15 protein-coding genes are annotated in these 18,287 nt (G+C 63.5%); 7 read left to right on the top strand and 8 right to left on the bottom strand.

Annotated elements, in window-relative coordinates; genetic code table 11:
• Positions 1–81 precede the first annotated feature (81 nt).
• Both AC27VQ_RS14185 and AC27VQ_RS14180 read left to right on the top strand, forming a co-directional pair.
• Entirely contained in the window at positions 82–1,290 is a 1,209-nt protein-coding gene (locus tag AC27VQ_RS14185; protein WP_488716767.1) for a lytic murein transglycosylase, read from the top strand.
• A 115-nt stretch (positions 1,291–1,405) separates the two neighbouring features.
• Entirely contained in the window at positions 1,406–2,338 is a 933-nt protein-coding gene (locus tag AC27VQ_RS14180) for a DMT family transporter (protein ID WP_488716766.1), read from the top strand.
• 484 nt (positions 2,339–2,822) lie between these two features.
• Here the strand turns inward: AC27VQ_RS14180 and metF are convergent, their stop codons facing one another.
• The 4 genes from metF to AC27VQ_RS14160 all read right to left on the bottom strand — a co-directional run bounded on the left by metF (position 2,823) and on the right by AC27VQ_RS14160 (position 7,406).
• Positions 2,823–3,728, bottom strand: coding sequence for a methylenetetrahydrofolate reductase [NAD(P)H] (gene metF, locus AC27VQ_RS14175; RefSeq protein WP_488716765.1), 906 nt, complete (start codon positions 3,726–3,728; stop codon positions 2,823–2,825).
• A 1-nt stretch (position 3,729) separates the two neighbouring features.
• A complete protein-coding gene (locus AC27VQ_RS14170; protein WP_488716764.1) occupies positions 3,730–4,731 on the bottom strand; it encodes an ArsR/SmtB family transcription factor in 1,002 nt (333 codons plus the stop codon).
• Positions 4,732–4,916: 185 nt separating this feature from the next.
• Positions 4,917–6,566, bottom strand: coding sequence for an energy-dependent translational throttle protein EttA (gene ettA, locus AC27VQ_RS14165; protein ID WP_313525829.1), 1,650 nt, complete (start codon positions 6,564–6,566; stop codon positions 4,917–4,919).
• A gap of 198 nt (positions 6,567–6,764) precedes the next feature.
• Positions 6,765–7,406 (bottom strand): ribonuclease T2 family protein, encoded by a 642-nt coding sequence (locus tag AC27VQ_RS14160; RefSeq protein WP_488716763.1) that lies wholly within the window; start codon positions 7,404–7,406, stop codon positions 6,765–6,767.
• Positions 7,407–7,692: 286 nt separating this feature from the next.
• Here AC27VQ_RS14160 and AC27VQ_RS14155 point away from each other — a divergent pair, with 286 nt between their 5' ends.
• The 4 genes from AC27VQ_RS14155 (at position 7,693) to AC27VQ_RS14140 (ending at position 12,603) form a co-directional block, all read left to right on the top strand.
• Positions 7,693–8,652 carry an alpha/beta fold hydrolase gene (locus tag AC27VQ_RS14155; protein ID WP_488716762.1) on the top strand — a complete coding sequence of 320 codons (960 nt, stop codon included), beginning with the start codon at positions 7,693–7,695 and terminating at the stop codon, positions 8,650–8,652.
• Positions 8,649–9,593 (top strand): DMT family transporter, encoded by a 945-nt coding sequence (locus AC27VQ_RS14150; RefSeq protein ID WP_488716761.1) that lies wholly within the window; start codon positions 8,649–8,651, stop codon positions 9,591–9,593. Before AC27VQ_RS14155 ends, AC27VQ_RS14150 begins: the two co-directional genes overlap by 4 nt.
• Positions 9,594–9,760: 167 nt before the next feature.
• Positions 9,761–10,957: a succinate--glutarate CoA-transferase gene (caiB, locus tag AC27VQ_RS14145; protein WP_488716760.1), complete on the top strand. Its 1,197-nt coding sequence runs from the start codon at positions 9,761–9,763 to the stop codon at positions 10,955–10,957.
• Positions 10,954–12,603, top strand: a complete 1,650-nt coding sequence (locus AC27VQ_RS14140; RefSeq protein WP_488716759.1) for a thiamine pyrophosphate-binding protein — start codon at positions 10,954–10,956, stop codon at positions 12,601–12,603. Before caiB ends, AC27VQ_RS14140 begins: the two co-directional genes overlap by 4 nt.
• 36 nt (positions 12,604–12,639) lie before the next feature.
• Here AC27VQ_RS14140 and AC27VQ_RS14135 read toward each other — a convergent pair whose 3' ends face one another.
• Both AC27VQ_RS14135 and AC27VQ_RS14130 read right to left on the bottom strand, forming a co-directional pair.
• Positions 12,640–12,978, bottom strand: coding sequence for a protein tyrosine phosphatase family protein (locus AC27VQ_RS14135; RefSeq protein ID WP_488716758.1), 339 nt, complete (start codon positions 12,976–12,978; stop codon positions 12,640–12,642).
• A 70-nt stretch (positions 12,979–13,048) separates the two neighbouring features.
• On the bottom strand, positions 13,049–13,903 hold the full coding sequence (locus AC27VQ_RS14130; protein ID WP_488716757.1) for a DUF4432 family protein: 855 nt from the start codon (positions 13,901–13,903) through the stop codon (positions 13,049–13,051).
• A 268-nt stretch (positions 13,904–14,171) separates the two neighbouring features.
• Here AC27VQ_RS14130 and AC27VQ_RS14125 point away from each other — a divergent pair, with 268 nt between their 5' ends.
• Positions 14,172–15,548, top strand: a complete 1,377-nt coding sequence (locus tag AC27VQ_RS14125) for a L,D-transpeptidase family protein (protein WP_488716882.1) — start codon at positions 14,172–14,174, stop codon at positions 15,546–15,548.
• Between the two features lie 132 nt (positions 15,549–15,680).
• Here the strand turns inward: AC27VQ_RS14125 and AC27VQ_RS14120 are convergent, their stop codons facing one another.
• Entirely contained in the window at positions 15,681–17,204 is a 1,524-nt protein-coding gene (locus tag AC27VQ_RS14120; protein WP_488716756.1) for a methyl-accepting chemotaxis protein, read from the bottom strand.
• A gap of 229 nt (positions 17,205–17,433) precedes the next feature.
• Positions 17,434–18,150 (bottom strand): AAA family ATPase, encoded by a 717-nt coding sequence (locus AC27VQ_RS14115; RefSeq protein ID WP_488716755.1) that lies wholly within the window; start codon positions 18,148–18,150, stop codon positions 17,434–17,436.
• Positions 18,151–18,287: the final 137 nt, after the last annotated feature.

Genomic DNA, 18,287 nt, shown 5'->3' with positions numbered 1-18,287 from the left:
AGCCCGTCGCTTCTGCAACTTTGCGGAGACGGCAGGCAAGAATCCAAGACGGCAGGGCGACGGACCCTAGGGAGCATTGAGATGCGGCTGAACCTGAAAACGACACTCGCAGCGGGCCTCACGGCCATTCTTTTTGCCGGGACTGCGCATGCGCAGACGGCAACAGCGCCTTCAACGGCCTGTGGCGGCGACCTCAGCACCTTTCTTCAGGGCGTGAAGGCCGAGGTCCAGACGCTCGGCGTTTCCGCCGAGGTGGCAGACCGCGCGCTGGCCGGTGCCGCCCTCGACCAGAAGGTCCTGTCGCGCGACCGCGCCCAGGGCGTCTTCCGCCAGACCTTCCTCGAATTCTCCAAGCGCACGGTCAGCCAGGCGCGCCTCGATATCGGCCGCAAGAAGCTGAAGGACCTCTCGGACGTCTTCGGCCGCGCCGAGCAGGAATTCGGCGTGCCCGGCCCGGTCATCGCCGCCTTTTGGGCGATGGAAACCGACTTCGGCGCCGTGCAGGGCGATTTCATCACCCGCAATGCGCTGGTGACGCTCGCCCATGACTGCCGCCGCCCGGAAATTTTCCGCCCGCAACTGCTGGCCGCCATCGAGATGGTCGGTCACGGCGATCTTGATCCGAACGGCACGACGGGTGCCTGGGCCGGTGAGATCGGCCAGGTACAGATGCTGCCGCGCGACATCATCGCCTATGGCGTAGACGGCGATGGCGATGGCCATATCAACGTCAAGCAGAGTTCGCCGGATGCCATCCTGACGGCAGCAAAATTCATCCAGAGCCTCGGCTTCACCAAGGGTCAGCCGTGGATCCAGGAAATCTCCATTCCGGAAAACCTGCCCTTCGAAAAGACCGGCTTGCAGCCGGGCATGAAGGCGGCCGACTGGTTTGCCCTCGGCGTCAAGCCGCGGGACGGCGACACGTCCTTCGGCAATCTCGAAGCCTCGGTGGTTCTGCCGCAGGGCCGCAAGGGCCCGGCCTTCATGACCTATCCGAACTTCAACATCTATCTCGAATGGAACCAGTCGTTCATCTACACGACCTCCGCCGCCTATTTCGCGACCCGCCTCGCCGGCGCTCCGCCCTATGAGCGCGGCAACCCGGAGGAAGGCCTGTCGGAAGAGGCCATGAAGCAGTTGCAGACCAAGCTGAACGCGCTGGGTCACGATGTCGGCAAGATCGACGGCATTCTGGGCTCGGGCACGCGCACGGCCATCCAGAAGGAACAGCAGAAGCTCGGCCTTCCCGCCGATGGCTGGGCGACGCAGGCGCTGCTCTCCGCCCTCTGACGGAAATCGGGTGGCGGTTCTCCCCCCCGGTGCTATGAAGCGACGAGACTGAGAGCGGCGGCACGGTCAAACCGGCGGCCGCTCTTTTCGTTGGCGCATGGCCTGGAGGGAAACGATGGACAAGACCGTAACGGCACCGACCCGCATGAACGCGCAGACCTGGGGTCTGCTGGCGCTGCTCGGCATGATCTGGGGCGGCTCGTTCTTCTTCGCTCGCGTCGCCGTCAGCCATGTGCCGCCGGCGACGCTCGTGCTGCTGCGCGTCGGCATCGCAGCCCTTGCGCTTCATATCTATGTCGCCGGCCGTTTCGGCATCTATGAAACGCTGCGCACCCGCTGGCGCGAATTCCTGCTGCTCGGCCTCATCAACAATGCCGTGCCGCATATGCTGATCTTCCTCGGCCAGACGCAGATCGGCGCCGGCCTCGCCTCGATCCTCAACGCGACGACACCGATCTTCACCGTACTCATGGCCAATCAATTCACGTCGGATGAAAAGCTCTCGTCGGAAAAAGTCGCCGGCTGCCTGATCGGCCTCGTCGGCACCGCCGTGCTGATCGGCCCGCGCGCGCTCGCCCCCTTCACCGGTGACAGCGGACCACCGCTCTGGGCCGTGCTGCTGCCCGTGCTCGCCGCGGTCTCCTACGGCTTTGCCGCGACCTATGGCAAACGCTTCCGCGGCACCGCCCCGCCGGTCATCGCCGCCGGCCAGATGACGGTGTCCACGCTGCTGATGCTGCCCGTATCCTTCGCGCTCGATACGCCCTGGCAACTCCCCCTGCCGCCGCTGTCGGCGATCCTCGCCGTGCTCGCGCTGGCGCTCATCTCCACGGCCTATGGCTACATCCTGTTCTTCCGGATCATGGCGGCGGCGGGCGCCACCAACACCTCGCTCGTCACGCTGCTCGTGCCGCCCAGCGCCATCATCGCCGGCATGCTCTTCCTCGGCGAAACGCTGACGCCGCTTGGCATTCTCGGCATGGCGCTGGTTCTTTTCGGCCTGGTGGTGCTGGACGGACGCGCCGTCGCCCGTTTGCGCGGGCGCTAGCGACTCACGCCGCACGGGAACAAACGATCATCCCGACCATTTCATTAAACTGCCAGGATACGGACGGCGACCTGCACCATTATGGTAAATGAACTCTGTCGACACCCGTCATCCGGTAAGGATTGTGAATTTTTTGTGGCATGCACAATAGAGGAGAAAATTCAGCAAGTTAGCTCTGTGAATAAACACCCGGCGAAGCCTGGATGTTGCAACGCAGCAACAAAACGCCTTTCCAACACGCTTTTTTCGGTCGTAATATCGATCCGTCAACGCAAGGAGGTCAGCCATGGGACTCACACATTCCTTGAATGTTCTGATGATCAGTGCAGCGTTCCTCTTCGTCGCCACCATGATTTTTATCTAGGCGACCCAAGCGCAGTCAGAGAGGTCAGGGACAAAAGCAACAAACCCTGCCGAACCTATCAAAAAACGCATGGCCCCGGAGACGGCGCCATGCGTTTTTGTTTGCACAATCGATAAAGGCTCAAGCCGCAGCGCCGGTTACCGGCTGCCGGTCGTTCCTGGCGAAACCGACGCCATCGCAGACGGCCGAGACCATGGCCGCGCGGTTCATCGTATAGAAATGGAACTCCGAAATGCCGCGCGCGACGAGATCCCCCACCTGACGGATCGCAAGCTCGATGGCGACGGCGGCGCGCTCCTGCGGCCGGTCGTCGTAGGGACCGAGACGATCGGCAAGCCAAATGGGCACGCTCGCACCGCAGAGGCCGGCGAACTTCTGGACCTGACCGAGATTGTGCACCGGCAGGATGCCCGGCACGATCGGAATGCTGATGCCGGCCTTGCGCACACGCTCGAGATAACGCTCGAAATCGTCGTTCTCGAAGAAGAACTGGGTCAGCGCGCGCGTCGCGCCCGCATCCACCTTGCGCTTGAGCATATCGACATCGGCGGCGACGTCGGGGCTCTGCGGGTGCTTTTCCGGATAGGCGGAGACGGAGATCTCGAAATCGGCAAGGCCGCGCAGGCCCGCCGTCAGCTCAGCCGCATTGGCATAACCGCCGGGATGCGGCTGGTAGGGTGTTCCGACACCGCCCGGCGGATCGCCGCGAAGCGCCACGAAATGCCTGACGCCGACAGCCTGGAAGTCGGCGACCACCGCATGAACCTCTTCCTTCGTGGCGCCAACGCAGGTCAGATGCGAAGCGGCCGGCAGGCCCATCTTGAGAAGCCGGCGAACCGTTGCCAGCGTCGGCTCCTTGGTGGAGCCGCCGGCGCCATAGGTGACCGACATGAAACCCGGATCGTAGGCCGAAAGGGCAGCGGCCGTCTCCCAGAGCTGTCCTTCGGCTTCCGCGGATTTCGGCGGGAAGAACTCGAAAGACAGGCGGATGTCCTTGCGGGCTGGGATGGCGGTCGCCTGGGTCATGTCAACTCCTCCTGCGAATGGCAATGGGGTCGGCTGCCTGTTCGCGCGTGTCGCGGGCAAGCCAGATGGTAACGGTGAGCGCATCGGCGGCCGAATGCGCGGGCTGGAGATCGACGACCTCCTCGACGACAAGGCCCGCCTTCTCCAACCATTCGGACATCGTCTGGTGCGAGAAGCCGAGGCGGATATGGGCGTGTTCGTCGCGCAGGTGCTCCAGCGCATGCGGCGCGAGATCGATGATGGCAAGGCGGCCGCCGGGGGCCAGCATGCGCGCGGCCTCTCCGACCGCTGCGTCCGGCTCATCGAGGAAGTGAAGCACCTGATGGATCGTCACGACGTCGAATTCGTCACGCTCCAGCGGCAGGTTGAAAATGTCGCCATGGCGGATGGACGCCTTGGTGATGCCGGCGCGATCGAGATTGGCACGGGCGACGGCCAGCATGTCGCGGCTGGCATCGACGCCGACGCCACGGCGGTAGAGGCCTTCGAAGAGCTGCAGGATGCGCCCCGTGCCGGTGCCGAGATCGAGAAAACCATCGACCGGCTCGGTGCCGATCATCGCGGCGAGCTTCGCCTCCACCTCGGCTTCGCTGACATGCAGGCGGCGCACGGCATCCCATTCCGCCGCGTTGCGGCTGAAATAGGCCTGCGCCTTGTCGGAGCGGATCTTTTTCAGAGCGCGCAGCCGCTCGTCGTCGCGGGCAAACACTGCATCAGCCGGTTCGGAGGCTTCGAGGAGTTGGCGCACCAGCGTGACGGCCGGACCGCCCTGGCTGAGGCGGAAGAAGGCCCAGGCGCCCTCCTGGTAGCGATCGACGAGTGCCGCTTCGGCCAGCAGCTTCAGATGGCGCGAGATGCGTGGCTGGGACTGGCCGAGGATGTCGGTGAGATCCGTCACAGTCAGGTCGCCATGCGACAGGAGCGCAAGCAACCGAAGGCGCGTCGGTTCGCCCGCCGCCTTCAGGATCTCCACGATGTCATCCAGTCCGAGTTTGTCGCCCATGATCTTTCCAATCAAGACATAAAGATATGTTTATGTGATTAAGCCGTGTTGCGCAAGGCAAAATCCGTGTCGCCGATCTTTCCATCAACTGGCCCAAAGAAAAACCCCGGCGAGCCGGGGTTTTTCAGGAAGAGCGAACAAACGCGCCCGTTTTGGTGGCGGCTGAACTTCAAGCCGCTGAACGATCAGCGCGTCAGGCGCTTGTAGGACTGGCTGCCGGGGTTGAGGGCATCGGGGCCGAGACGGCGGACCTTGTCCTCTTCGTAGTCCTCGAAGTTGCCTTCGAACCATTCGACATGGCCATCGCCTTCGAAGGCCAGGATATGCGTCGCGAGACGGTCGAGGAACATGCGATCGTGGCTGATAATGATCGCGCACCCGGCGAAGCTTTCCAGCGCACTTTCCAGCGCACCCAGCGTTTCCGTATCGAGGTCGTTGGTCGGTTCGTCGAGCAGCAGAACGTTGCCGCCGGCCTTCAGCATCTTGGCGAGGTGCACGCGGTTGCGCTGGCCGCCCGAGAGGTTGCCGACCTTCTGCTGCTGGTCGCCGCCCTTGAAGTTGAAGGCGCCGCAATAGGCGCGCGAGTTCATGTCGAACTTGCCGAGCTTGATGACCTCAGCGCCGCCGGAGATTTCCTCCCAGACGGTCTTGTTGCCGTCGAGCGCATCGCGGCTCTGGTCGACATAACCGAGATGCACGGTATCGCCGATGCGGATCGAACCAGCGTCCGGCTTATCCTGACCGGTGATCATCTTGAACAGCGTCGATTTGCCGGCGCCGTTCGGGCCGATGATGCCGACGATGCCGCCCGGCGGCAGCTTGATCGAAAGGTCGTTGATCAGCGTGCGGCCGTCAAAGCCCTTCTTGATGCCTTCCAGTTCGATGACGACGTTGCCGAGGCGCTCGGAAACCGGGATGATGATCTGCGCATCGCCGGGCCGGATGTTCTCGGCCGCATCGACCAGCTGCTCATAGGCCTTGATACGGGCCTTGGACTTGGCCTGGCGGGCCTTCGGGCTGGAGGCAATCCATTCCTGTTCGCGCGACAGCGCCTTCTGGCGGCCGGCTTCTTCGCGATTTTCCTGCTGCATGCGCTTGGCCTTGGCCCGCAGATAGGCGGAGTAGTTGCCTTCGTAGGGAATGCCGCGGCCACGGTCGAGCTCGAGAATCCAGCCCGTCACGTTGTCGAGGAAGTAGCGGTCGTGGGTGATCATCATCACGGCACCCGGATAATCGCGCAGGTGCTTTTCCAGCCAGGCGATGGTCTCGGCGTCGAGATGGTTGGTCGGTTCGTCGAGCAGCAGCAGGTCGGGCTGCGACAGAAGCAGGCGGCAGAGCGCGATACGGCGGCGCTCACCACCCGACAGCAGGGTGACGTCGGCGTCCTTCGGCGGGCAGCGCAGGGCTTCCATCGCCATTTCGACCTGCTGTTCCAGATCCCAGAGGTTCTGGCTGTCGATGATATCCTGGAGCTTGGCGCCCTCGTCCGCCGTCTCGTCGGAATAGTTCATCATCAGTTCGTTGTAGCGGTCGAGCACGGCCTGCTTGTCGGCCACGCCTTCCATGACGTTCTCGAAGGCGGTCTTGGCCGGATCGAGCTTCGGCTCCTGTTCCAGATAGCCGACCGTCGCACCTTCGGCGAGCCAGGCTTCACCGGTATATTCCTTGTCCTGACCGGCGATGATGCGCAGCACCGTCGACTTACCCGCACCGTTCGGGCCGAGGATACCGATCTTGGCATCGGGATAGAACGACAGGTTGACGTTCTCGAGGATTTTCTTGGCGCCGTAGGCCTTGTTGAGCCCCGACATATGATAGATGAACTGGCGTGCCATGCGAACGTGCTCCGGATCGGACAAATTTGCCCGCTATGTAGGGTAATTCTCCGCCCGCGGCAATCTGCGAAAGCCGCGGCGCACAGGCGAATGGCAATCCATCACCCAGGTGACGGACCGTGCGCGACCCTCCACGCGAACAATATCCTCGACACAGCCGACCGGCAGAGGCCCGCCGTCCGCCACAGCCGCCCGACCCTAACCCGCCTGCGCCATACCCGTCGCACCCTCGGTGCAGCGCGACTTGGTGGGTGAGGAGCCGTCGATCAAGGTTTCCAGCGTGCCCTCACCCGCCGCAAGCCCGATGGTGAGGCCGATGACGATGGGCTTGCCATCCGCACCCTTGCGGCAGCTGAGCCGAACGCGCTCCCCGGTACCGGGACCGAAAGCCTTGTCGAAGGTGGCGCGGACCTCCGTAAGCGTCACCGTCGCTCCGGCTTTACCGTTGAAAAGGGCGGGCACCGGAGAGGCGTTCAACTGGTCGAGCAAGTCCAGCGAGCGGCTGTAATAGACCTCTGCCGAGGCAGCGACGCAGCTGCCGCTTCTCAGCCATTGCTGCCGGTCGAGGCCGAGCTTCGCGGCAGGCATGGCGGCAAGCAGTCGGTCCTTCGTGGCCGATGCCAGCACGATTTCCGGCAGGTCCGTCCATTTGCCCTTGCGCGCCTTCTGCTGGAGCGCGGCATCGATGCCGCAATAGCTTTTCCGCACCTGGAAGCGGCCCAGCAGCGAAAACTGCTTGGCCGCCGGCGACGTCGCCGCAAAATCGGCGCAGCCCCGGCTTTTCGACCGCGCCGCGCAATAACCGCGCTGCCAGCTGACGGAAAGGACTTCCCGCACCATGACCTTTTCCGGCACGGACTGTGCGGCGACCGGATGCGGGAGACCAAGGCAGGCAAGACACAGGACAAAAAAAGAAAAGACGTCTTTGAACGGCAAGGCAGCATTCGTCATCATGACCGGCTCCCGAATGAGAACAAAACAAGATCATATGCAACCAAAAACCAAGAAAATGCAACCATGAATCGGATAAATCGCGAAATGCGGGAGCAGAAGCAAAAATACACGCGTCATCCCATTGTCTTTGCATGGCAAATCGCGTTGACCTCTAGGAAATGGAGGACGGACCGTGTTTTCAGAGGCAGAGACGCTGAAGAGCGCAACCGGCGCGACGCTTGCGCTGCGCCACGAGGCGGCGCGCGGCGAGGCGTGCGGTATCCTGCTTGTGAGTCATGGCCTTGCCGAACACAGTGCGCGCTACGCCGCCTTTGCCGCGCGCATGGCGGGCGAAGGGCTGCATGTCTATGCGCATGATCATCGCGGCCACGGTTTCACCACCGCACCGGATGCGCCGCAGGGCCAGTTTGCGCCGCGCAACGGCATTTCGCGGGTGATCGCGGACATGCGGGCGGTGCGCGACCACGCGGTTTCCCGCCATGCCGGCCTGCCGGTCGTGCTGTTCGGCCATTCGATGGGCGGGCTCATGGCGCTGGCCTTCGCCGAGACCCACCCGGCCGATATCGATGCGCTGGCCGTCTGGAACTCCAATCTCGAACCCGGTTTTGCCGGGCGCATCGCCCAGGTGGTTCTCGCCGCCGAGCGCATGCTGAAGGGTTCCGACGTGCCGAGCGGTATCCTGCCCCGCCTCACCTTCGCCGCCTGGGGCAAGGCGATTGCCGGACACCGTACCGCCTTCGACTGGCTGTCGCACAATGCCGCTGAAGTCGATGCCTATATCGCCGATCCGCTCTGCGGCTTCGATATCAATGTCTCCATGTGGATCGACATCTTCGCCGTCACCTTCGCCGACGCCTCGGCAGAGGGAATTTCGAAGCTCCCGAAAAACCTGCCGGTCAATCTCGTCGGCGGCGACGAGGATCCCGCCACGGATTTCGGCAAGGCGACGCTGGCCTTTGCCGAGCGACTGAAAAAATCACGGCTTGAGGACGTCACGACAACGGTCTATCGCGGAATGCGCCACGAAACGCTGAATGAAAGCCCTGTCCTGCGCGACCCCGCCATCGAAGCCTTTGCCGGCTGGTGCCGGCGGGTCATCGCCGAAAAGCGACGGGTTGCGGAACACACATGACCTCATCTGCCACCACGCCGCCGCGCCAGGAGATCGGCTTCGGGCTCCTCCTCATGGTGCTCTCGGTGCTCATCTCGCCGATCATCGATATCTTCGCCAAGCTTGCGGTGACGGCCGTTCCGGCAACCGAGATCACCTTCGTGCGTCTGCTGTTCCAGATGACGGTGCTGGGGCCGATCTGTCTTTATCGCGGCACGCTGTTTGATGTGACCTGGCGCAAGATGGGTCTGCATGCCGCCCGCGGCCTGCTGATGGCGATCACCATGATCAGCTTCGTCACGCCGCTCGCCGTGATGGAGGTGGCCGATGCCATCGCGATCTTCTTCGTCGAGCCGATCATCCTCACCATTCTCGGCGCGATCTTCCTCAAGGAGACCATCGGCTGGCGGCGCTACACGGCCTGCGGCGTCGGTTTCTTCGGTTCGCTGCTGGTCATCCAGCCGAGCCTGCAGGAGGTGGGCTGGATCGCGCTGCTGCCGGTCGTCGCAGCCTTCTCGCTTGCCCTTTTCTTCCTTCTGACACGTCTCGTCGCGCAGAAGGAGGACCCGTGGTCCATGCAGTTCTATGCGGGCCTCTGGGGTGCGGTCTTTGCCGGCCTGCTGCTTTTCTTCGGCAGCCGCGCCGCCATTGCCTTCCTGACGCCGGTCATGCCGGACATGCAGCACACGCTCTACATCGCGGGTGCCGCCGTCGCGGCGACCATTGCGGGCGTGCTCGGGGTCTATGCCTATCGCTCGGCCCCGGCCTCGACGCTTGCGCCGCTGCAATATCTCGAGATCGTCTCGGCGACGATCCTCGGCTGGTTTGTATTCGGCGACCTGCCGGATGCGCTGAAATGGCTCGGCATCGCCATCATCATCGCGTCGGGTCTCTACGTCATCTGGCGCGAGCGGCAACTCAACAAGATAGGGGCGGCGGCACCTGTCTCGGCTCCCATCTGACAAAGGCCAGCTGGCGCCGCCTAAGCAGGCATCAAGTCAGTCTGAGGCGTCATGATCTCTCCCTGGCCTCCGGCTTTCGTGCCTGCCGGCTTTTTGTTATCCAAGGGAAAACGGGCGGAAAGCCCGACGGCCGGCCGTCTGCGCTGGCCACCCAGGAGGAGTACACGATGGAGAAGTCGAACCTGCCGCTGTCGGGCATCAGGGTCATCGAGCTGGCGCGGGTTCTGGCAGGCCCCTGGGCCGGACAGATGCTGGCCGATCTCGGCGCCGATGTCATCAAGATCGAAAACCCCGACGGCGGCGACGATACGCGTGCCTGGGGGCCGCCCTTCGTGATGGGCAAGGACGGCGAGAACCTTTCGGCCGCCTATTACCACTCCACCAATCGCGGCAAACGCTCGATCAGCGTCGACCTGAAGACCGAGGAAGGCCGCGAGACGGTTCACCGTCTCATCGCGACCGCCGATATCGTCATCGAGAATTTCAAGGTCGGCGGCCTCAGCAAATACGGGCTGGACTACCAGAGCCTCGCGAAGAAGCATCCGAAGCTCATCTATTGCTCGGTCACCGGCTTCGGCCAGGATGGCCCCTATGCCGCCCGGGCCGGCTACGATTATATCGTGCAGGGCATGTCCGGCTTCATGTCGGTGACGGGTGCGCCGGATGGCGAACCGATGAAGGCGGGCGTCGCCATCGCCGATATCTTCACCGGCATCTATGCCGTCACCGCGATCCAGGCCGCGCTCATCCACGTCATGAAGACCGGCCAGGGCCAGCATGTCGATATGGCGCTGCTCGACGTGCAGTCCGCCGTCATGGCAAACCAGAACATGAACTTCCTCGCCTCCGGCAAGGCGCCGGCGCGGCTCGGCAATGCGCATCCGAACATCTCGCCCTACGAGGTGGTGCCGGCCTCCGACGGCCACATCATCCTCGCCGTCGGCAATGACGGGCAGTTCCGTAAGCTCTGCGGCATCCTGAAACTCACAGGCGTATCCGAAGACGAGCGCTTCGCCACCAACCGCGCCCGCGTTGCCAGTCGGGTCGAGGTGCGCCGCCTCGTTACGGAAGCGACGGCCGCACTCAGCAAGGCCGAACTGCTCGATGCCTGCGAACGCGAGGGCGTGCCGGCGGGGCCGATCAACTCGATTGCCGAGACCTTCGACGACCCGCAGGTTATAGCGCGCGGCCTGCGCGTCGACCTGCCGGATGCCGACGGCAATCTTATTCCCGGCGTACGCACACCGATCGTTTTCTCCGGCACGCCGCTCGTCTACGATCGCCCCAGCCCGCGGCTCGGCGAACATACCGATGCCGTGATGGCAGAACTCGCAACGCTTGAAGCAGGAAAGAAAAGCGCATGAAGACCGGTGGCCAGTTGATCGTCGACGCCCTCGTTGCCAATGGCGTCAAGCGCGTCGCCTGCGTGCCGGGCGAAAGCTACCTCGCGGTGCTCGATGCGCTGCATGACACGGATGTGGACGTGCTCGTCTGCCGCCAGGAGGGTGGGGCTGCGATGATGGCCGATTGCTGGGGGCGCCTGACGGGCGAGCCCGGCATCTGCATGGTCACGCGCGGCCCGGGTGCCACCAATGCCTCGGCCGGCCTGCATATCGCGAGGCAGGATTCCATTCCGATGATCCTGTTCATCGGCCAGGTGCAGCGCGAGGCGCGCGAGCGCGAGGCGTTCCAGGAAGTGGAATACCGCCGCGCCTTCACCGAGGTCGCCAAGTGGGTGGCGGAGATCGATGATGCCCGCCGCATTCCGGAATTCGTGACCCGCGCCTTCGCCGTCGCCACTTCGGGCCGCCCAGGCCCGGTCGTGCTGGCTTTGCCGGAGGACATGCTGACGGACGAAGTCGAGACGGTCGAGCCGCAGGCCTATATGTCGGTCGAGGCCCATCCCGGCCGCAAGCAGATCGCCGAACTGACACGCCTTCTCGAAGCCGCCGAACGCCCGCTCGTTATCTTGGGTGGCACGCGCTGGTCGCAGGAGAGCGTCACGGCCTTCACGGACTTCGCCGAGCGCTGGTCGCTGCCGGTCTCCTGTTCGTTCCGCCGGCAGATGCTGTTCGATCACCAGCACCCCAATTATGCCGGCGACAGCGGCATCGGCATCAACCCGGCGCTAGGCAAGGAAATCCGCGAGGCGGACCTCATCGTGCTGCTCGGCGGCCGCTATTCCGAAATGCCGTCCTCCACTTATAGCATGCTGCAAGTCCCCTACCCTGCGCAGAAGCTGGTGCATGTCTATCCCGACCCGTCCGAACTCGGCCGCGTCTACCGTCCGGATCTCGCTATCTGCGCAGCCCCGGAGGATTTCGTCGCAGCGCTTGACGGCGTCTCGCCGAAGAGCACGCCGCGCTGGGCGGCCCGCACCGCCGCCATGCACGAGTCCTTCCTGAAATGGTCCACGCCGCCGATGGCCGGTCCCGGTGCTGTGCAGATGGGCCCGATCATGGCCTGGCTCGAGGAGAATGTCGCCGACGACACGATCTTCGCAAACGGCGCCGGCAACTATGCGACATGGGTGCACCGCTTCCACCGCTTCCGCCGTTTCGCCACACAGGCGGCGCCGACCTCGGGGTCGATGGGTTACGGCCTGCCGGCCGCCGTGGCCGCCAAGCAGCTCTTCCCGGAGCGCGAGGTCATCTGCTTTGCCGGCGATGGCTGCTTCATGATGCACGGCCAGGAATTTGCGACCGCCGTACGCTACAATCTGCCGATCATCACCGTCGTCGTGAACAACGGCACCTACGGCACGATCCGTATGCACCAGGAGCGGGAATATCCCGGCCGCGTCAGCGCCACGGACCTGACCAACCCGGATTTCGCAGCCCTTGCCGTCGCCTATGGCGGCCACGGCGAGACGGTGGAAAAGACGGAGGATTTTGCGGCGGCCTTCCTGCGCGCCCGCGCCAGCGGCAAACCGGCGATCATCGAGGTGAAACTCGATCCCGAAGCGATCACGCCGACGCGCACGCTTTCGGATATCCGCAGCGGGAAGTAATAATGGAGGGGCGGTGAAAACCGCCCCTTCCCATAATCAACCGCGAAGGTGCTGGGCCTGCTCGTAGGTCTTGGTCGAGCGCATGCCGGAACGGCAATAGCCGAGCATCGGGCGCGGCAGGTCGTCGAGCGCGTCCATCATGCCGTTGACGGCTTCCGCCGTCACGCCCATCGGGCCGACGGGCACATGGGCCGTCTGGATACCGAGTTCCTGTGCGCGGGCGGCAACGGCGGCAAATTCCGGCTGGCCGGCTTCCTCGTGATCGGGGCGATGGCAGACGATGGACTTGAAGCCCATGGCGGCGATCGCGTCGAGGTCCTCGACGGTGATCTGGCCGGAGACGGAATATTCGTCGTTGATCTCACGGATATCCATGGACAAATCCTTTCGCGATTGGTGCGCTCCCGTTTAAGCCCGCACCATAAAGGCGTCAATCATGCAAAATCTAGCGGATTTCTAGGGAAAGGCCATAATCGACGCTCTCGCCTTTTGAAAAGTCCTCTACTTCACCCGAGGCAATCAGCTCTTCACGGGAGACAAGCCGGTGCGACACCGGCTCGATGCCGAGCACGGCGCAGCCCGGCGACTGGTTCCGCCAGACCTGGAGATAGGGCAAGGTATCGGTGCGGAAGCGGATGACCATGCTGCGTCCGCCGAGGGCTGCAATCGGACCGACTGCAATCTCCGCCCAGCCGTGCTCCGCGGTTTCGGCCGCCGGCACGCAGAAGACCTTCATGTCGCCCTCGTCGAAGCGCCACGGCAGGCTGCCGCCGGGCAGCATCGCGCCGGTCAGCCGCGTGTTCTCATCAAAAAGGCCGGTGCCGAAATTGATATGGTACATGGCAAAAGGCGGCCAGGCCTTCTCGCCGCTGTTGAAAACGGTGTCGTCGAGCGTGATGTGGCCGGTGCACCGGTCGGCACGCCAGCGGCGCACCAGTTCCGCCGTGCCACCGTGGGCCAGCGAAACGGCGACACGCCCCTCGCAGATGACCTCACCCTCGTCCTCCTCGATCAGGATATCTTTTGCCGGATGCGAGGAGAGCGAGCCGTGCAACGGGTAGCGCCGACCGTCGATGGCACCTTCGATCGGCACCGGGTGGCGGATGTGATCCGGCCCGCAGGTGAAGAGGAAGCCGGGCAGCGCCCTGTCGATGCGTGGATCGCCATCCGAGGGAACGGCCGATCCGGGCGAAAGGTCGACGCCGTGAAAAATCGCGCTTCCGACATCCAGCGCCGAGTGCGGCGTCAGCTCGAGACGGAAGGACTGGTCTGGCGTTTCGGCGGTCAGGGCGAAGGTCATCCAAAACTCCGGCAAAGGGCGATAGGCTGGGGCATGCTAGTGGGAACGTTTCGCCGACACCACCGTTAGCCGCCTGTCGGCACATAATTTTTCGCCGACGTGGGAAACCCGATCACAAGTTTTTGCACACGGCGTTGACGTTACGTTCACCATCGATTCAGTTTTTCCATATTAAGGTCTGAATTGAAGTGTTCCGTCCGCGCGATATGTGCAAGCTGGCAGGTCAAGAGTCGTGAATTCTATTTTTAAAACAAGCGTTTCGCTCCTTATAGCGGCATCCTTCACGGGAATCGCCCTGGCGCCCGCGCATGCACAGCAATCCACCCGCGATACGGTTCTCGTCTCGCCGGATGGCGATATTCTCGATTATGTCCCCAACGACGGCAGCGTGCGCTGGGCTCGGGATAACCGCGGCAACACGGTTCTGGTCGACAACTGGGGCAATGTCGTCGCCACCGCCATGCCGGCCGACCGCTATTTCGCGCGCAGCAACAATTATCGCCGCGACCGCTATCGCGAGGTCAGCGGCTATCCGGAAACCAATCCGGATTATTTCCCGCCGGCCCCCTCGTCCGATTTCGGCGACGACCTGACCACCAGCTCCGTGCCGGAAATGCGCGAGGCGCTGCCGGGCGATATCGAGCGCCAGACGCTGCCCGATGCCGACTTCAATACACAGCAGCAGATGCCCGACTTCTCCAACGGCAACGACGACAGTGCCGCCCTGCCGGAGACGACCGATCCGAATGCCGAATTCGTGCCCGGCCCAAAATTCCAGCCCGCGACGGCGCTCGGCAAGATGTCGTCCGCCGAGATCACGGCCCTCCAGGTGTTCCTCGACCGCGAAGGCTTCTCGCCCGGCGTGATCGACGGCAAGAAGGGCTCGAACGTCACCAAGGCGATCGAGGCCTGGCAGAACGCGACGGGCGACACGCTCGACCCGAACAATGCCGACGACATTCTGGAGCGTCTGCGCCTGTCCGGCGGCATGGCCTTCACCACCTATGAAATCACCGCCGCGGACGCCGCCGGCCCTTACGTCGCCGCCATTCCGGAAGATTACGCCCAGAAGGCCGCCCTGCCGCACCTCTCCTACACCTCGACCACCGAAATGCTGGCCGAGAAATTCCACATGGACGAGGCCTATCTCAAGGAGATCAATCCGGGCGTCGACTTCACGATCCCCGGCACGATCGTCAAGGTCATCGATACCGGTGTGCCCAAGACCGGCAAGGTCGCAAAAATCCTCGCCGACAAGGGCCGCAAGCAGGTGCTCGCCTATGATGAAACCGGCACGCTGATCGCCGCCTATCCGGCCAGCATCGGCTCGGCCGACACGCCCTCGCCGTCCGGCCTCGTCACGGTCGAGCGCATCGCGCTGAACCCCGGCTATACCTATAACCCGAAGATCAACTTCCAGCAGGGCACCAACAACAAGGTGCTGACCCTGCAACCCGGCCCGAACGGCCCCGTGGGCACCGTCTGGATCGCGCTCTCCAAGCCGACCTACGGCATCCACGGCACGCCGGAGCCGTCGAAGATCGGCAAGACCCAGAGCCACGGCTGCATCCGCCTGACCAACTGGGACGCAACCGAGCTTGCCAAGATGACGAGCGCCGGCGTGACGGTCGAATTCGTCGACTGACACACGGCATAAGCCAGAGATGAAGAGCCGGTCCATTGGGCCGGCTTTTTCGTTTCCTACTTCCGAATTGTGAACCTCAAACCAAAAGGCCGGGCAGAAGCCCGGCCTTTTGGTTGATTTCGCGAAGACGGCTTATGCCGCGCGACTGTATCCGGAACCCTTTGCCGGCTGGGCGGTGCCGCCCGTACGGAAGGCACTGAGCTGGGCGGCGATGGAGGCGGCCTCCTGCGTCAAGGCCTGGCTCGCGGCGTTGGCTTCTTCCACCATGGCGGCGTTCTGCTGGGTGATCTGGTCCATGGCGTTGACGGCCTGGTTGACGGCCTGCAGACCTGTCGCCTGCTCGGCGGTGCTGGAGCGGATGGCATCGAAGACGCTGCTGACTTCCACGACCTGCGTCACGATGAGCCTGAGCGAATCCGCGACCTCGTTGACCGAGCGCACGCCGTCCTCGACCTGGCCATGCGACTTGGCGATGAGGTTCTGGATGTCCTTCGCCGCATCGGCGCAGCGCTGGGCGAGTGCGCGCACTTCCGAAGCGACGACGGCAAAGCCACGGCCCGCCTCGCCTGCGCGTGCGGCCTCGATGCCGGCATTCAGCGCCAGAAGGTTGGTCTGGAAGGCGATTTCGTCGATCACCTCGATGATGTTGGCGATGGCCGAGGACGAGGCCTGGATTTCGCCCATGGCGGTGATCGCCTGCTCCACCACCTCGCCGCTGCGCTCGGCATTGCCGCGTGCAGCCTGCACCAGCGCATTCGCTTCGTTGGCGCTCTGCGCCGTCTGACGGACGGTGGTCGTCACCTCCTCGACAGCCGCCGCCGTTTCCTCAAGATTGGCCGCCTGCCGCTCGGTGCGCTTGGCAAGGTCGTCGGAGGCAGCCGCGATTTCCTGCGCGCTCAGATGAATGGAACCGGCGCCGACGCCGATATTGCCGATCGCCTGCGACAGCGTGGAGATCGCGTGGTTGAAATCCTCGCGCAGGGTCTCATAGGCCTCCGGCAGCGCACCGGTGATGCGCGCCGTTAGGTCGCCGTCCGAAATACGCTTCAGCGCCGCGCCGAAACTGTCGCTGACGAGCCTGCGCTCCTCGGCCAGCACCTGCGCCTGCACCGCCTGCTGCTTGGTAACGTCGGATGTGTCCATATAGACGGAGATCGACAGGTCCATGTCGAGGAACATGGCCTTGAGCAGGCTTGAGAAGCGTGCCGCGAATTCTTCCGGCTCGATCTCCCGGCGCGAGAACAGGCCACCCTTCGGCCAGAGCGACCTGACGGCTTCCGTCAAGAGATGCTCGACGATCAGGGCGTAGCCGCCGATATACCAGCGCGGCTCCAACCCGATGCGGGCATGCACCTTGCCGATCGTCTGTACCTTGGCGGCATAATCATGCGTGAAATCGCCGGCGGCGATATTGACCCAATGGCCAAGCTGCGCGGTCTTGGCGCGGTCGATATGCGCATCGTTGGAAAACAGGTGATTGACCTCCGGGCTCTTGCGCACGATGGCGTAGAACTTGTCGAGTGCCGGGCCGAGCTCCTTCTCGATGAATGGCTTCAGGCTGCGCAGGCGCTTCAGCGCGGCCTCGTCGAGGCCGAGATAGTCCAGGCGGCGGGCGATATCGTGGTTCTGGCTGGCGGTCCCGGAGGCTGGCTTCATGCTGAAAGTCCTGGCGGCAAGAGGAGAAAGCGGCGATCGTCCAGCAGGCCGGCAATACCAAAGGCATCGTCACGCCCGCGACCCGTCATAGGTCCATGGGAACAAGCTTTCCGATGCCATATCCCTAGGTGGAGCATGGTAAATTGTTCATTACCAGCTTTGCTTTTATTCAAGAAAACGGCTGCGCCATTGGTCGCAGCCGTTTCTGACAGTCATCAAGTCCAGCCGCTTATGCCGCGCGCTGGATCGTGCGGAAGAAACCGCGCTCGGTGGCCAAACGCTTGCGCGACGGCATCAAGCGCAGCACTTCTTCAGCAAAGAGACGGGCATTTTCGCGCGCCTTGTCGAGATTGCTCACCTTGGCCGGGTCCATCGAATAGAGCGTGCCGCCACAGTCGAAAATATCGCGGAAGGCGGTGCGCTCGCCGATCGGCGTATCGAGCACCGTGACACCACGGGAGGACAGGAGCGACTTGATCGCCGTCATCGCGCGCGTCGTCACCATGGCGTTCATGCGGGTCAGCACGACCGAATGGTTGATGCGGATGCCGGCCTTCTCGTCGAGCTGCTTCAGAAGCTCGAGGATCTGTGCCCCGCCGCGCGCATCCATCGCACAGCCCTGCACCGGGATCATCACATGGTCGGACAGGCCGATGGCGGTCCCGACCAGCGCATCGCGGGCGCCGGCGAGGTCGATGATGAAATAGTCCGTCGTGTCGCGGTTCTCGCGGATATGACACTGGAGGGAGGCCATCGAGACTTCGGAGATAACGGCGATGTTGCGCTGGCGGCCGGAAATCTCGTGCCAGTGGCTGATCCAGCGCTGCGGATCAGCATCGAGAATGGTGACGCGGTGCCCCTGGCTTGCAAGCTCGGTGGCAAGGATGAGCGCCGCGGTGGTCTTGCCCGCGCCGCCCTTGGCATTGGCAAATGTGATGACTGGCATGTTTTCCTCGTAAAAATGCTGCGAGCTTGGTCATCGCTCTCGTCAGACGACCCGGTGGAGATGGCGCCCGCTTAATCAAATCTTTCAAAAGATGGTTAACGAAATGGAAATTTGCGGATCGCGAAGATTAATGAGGC

It is taken from the genome of Shinella sp. 20P9.1.1 (genome assembly GCF_057798995.1).
This window is presented reverse-complemented; position numbering and strand designations above follow the sequence as displayed.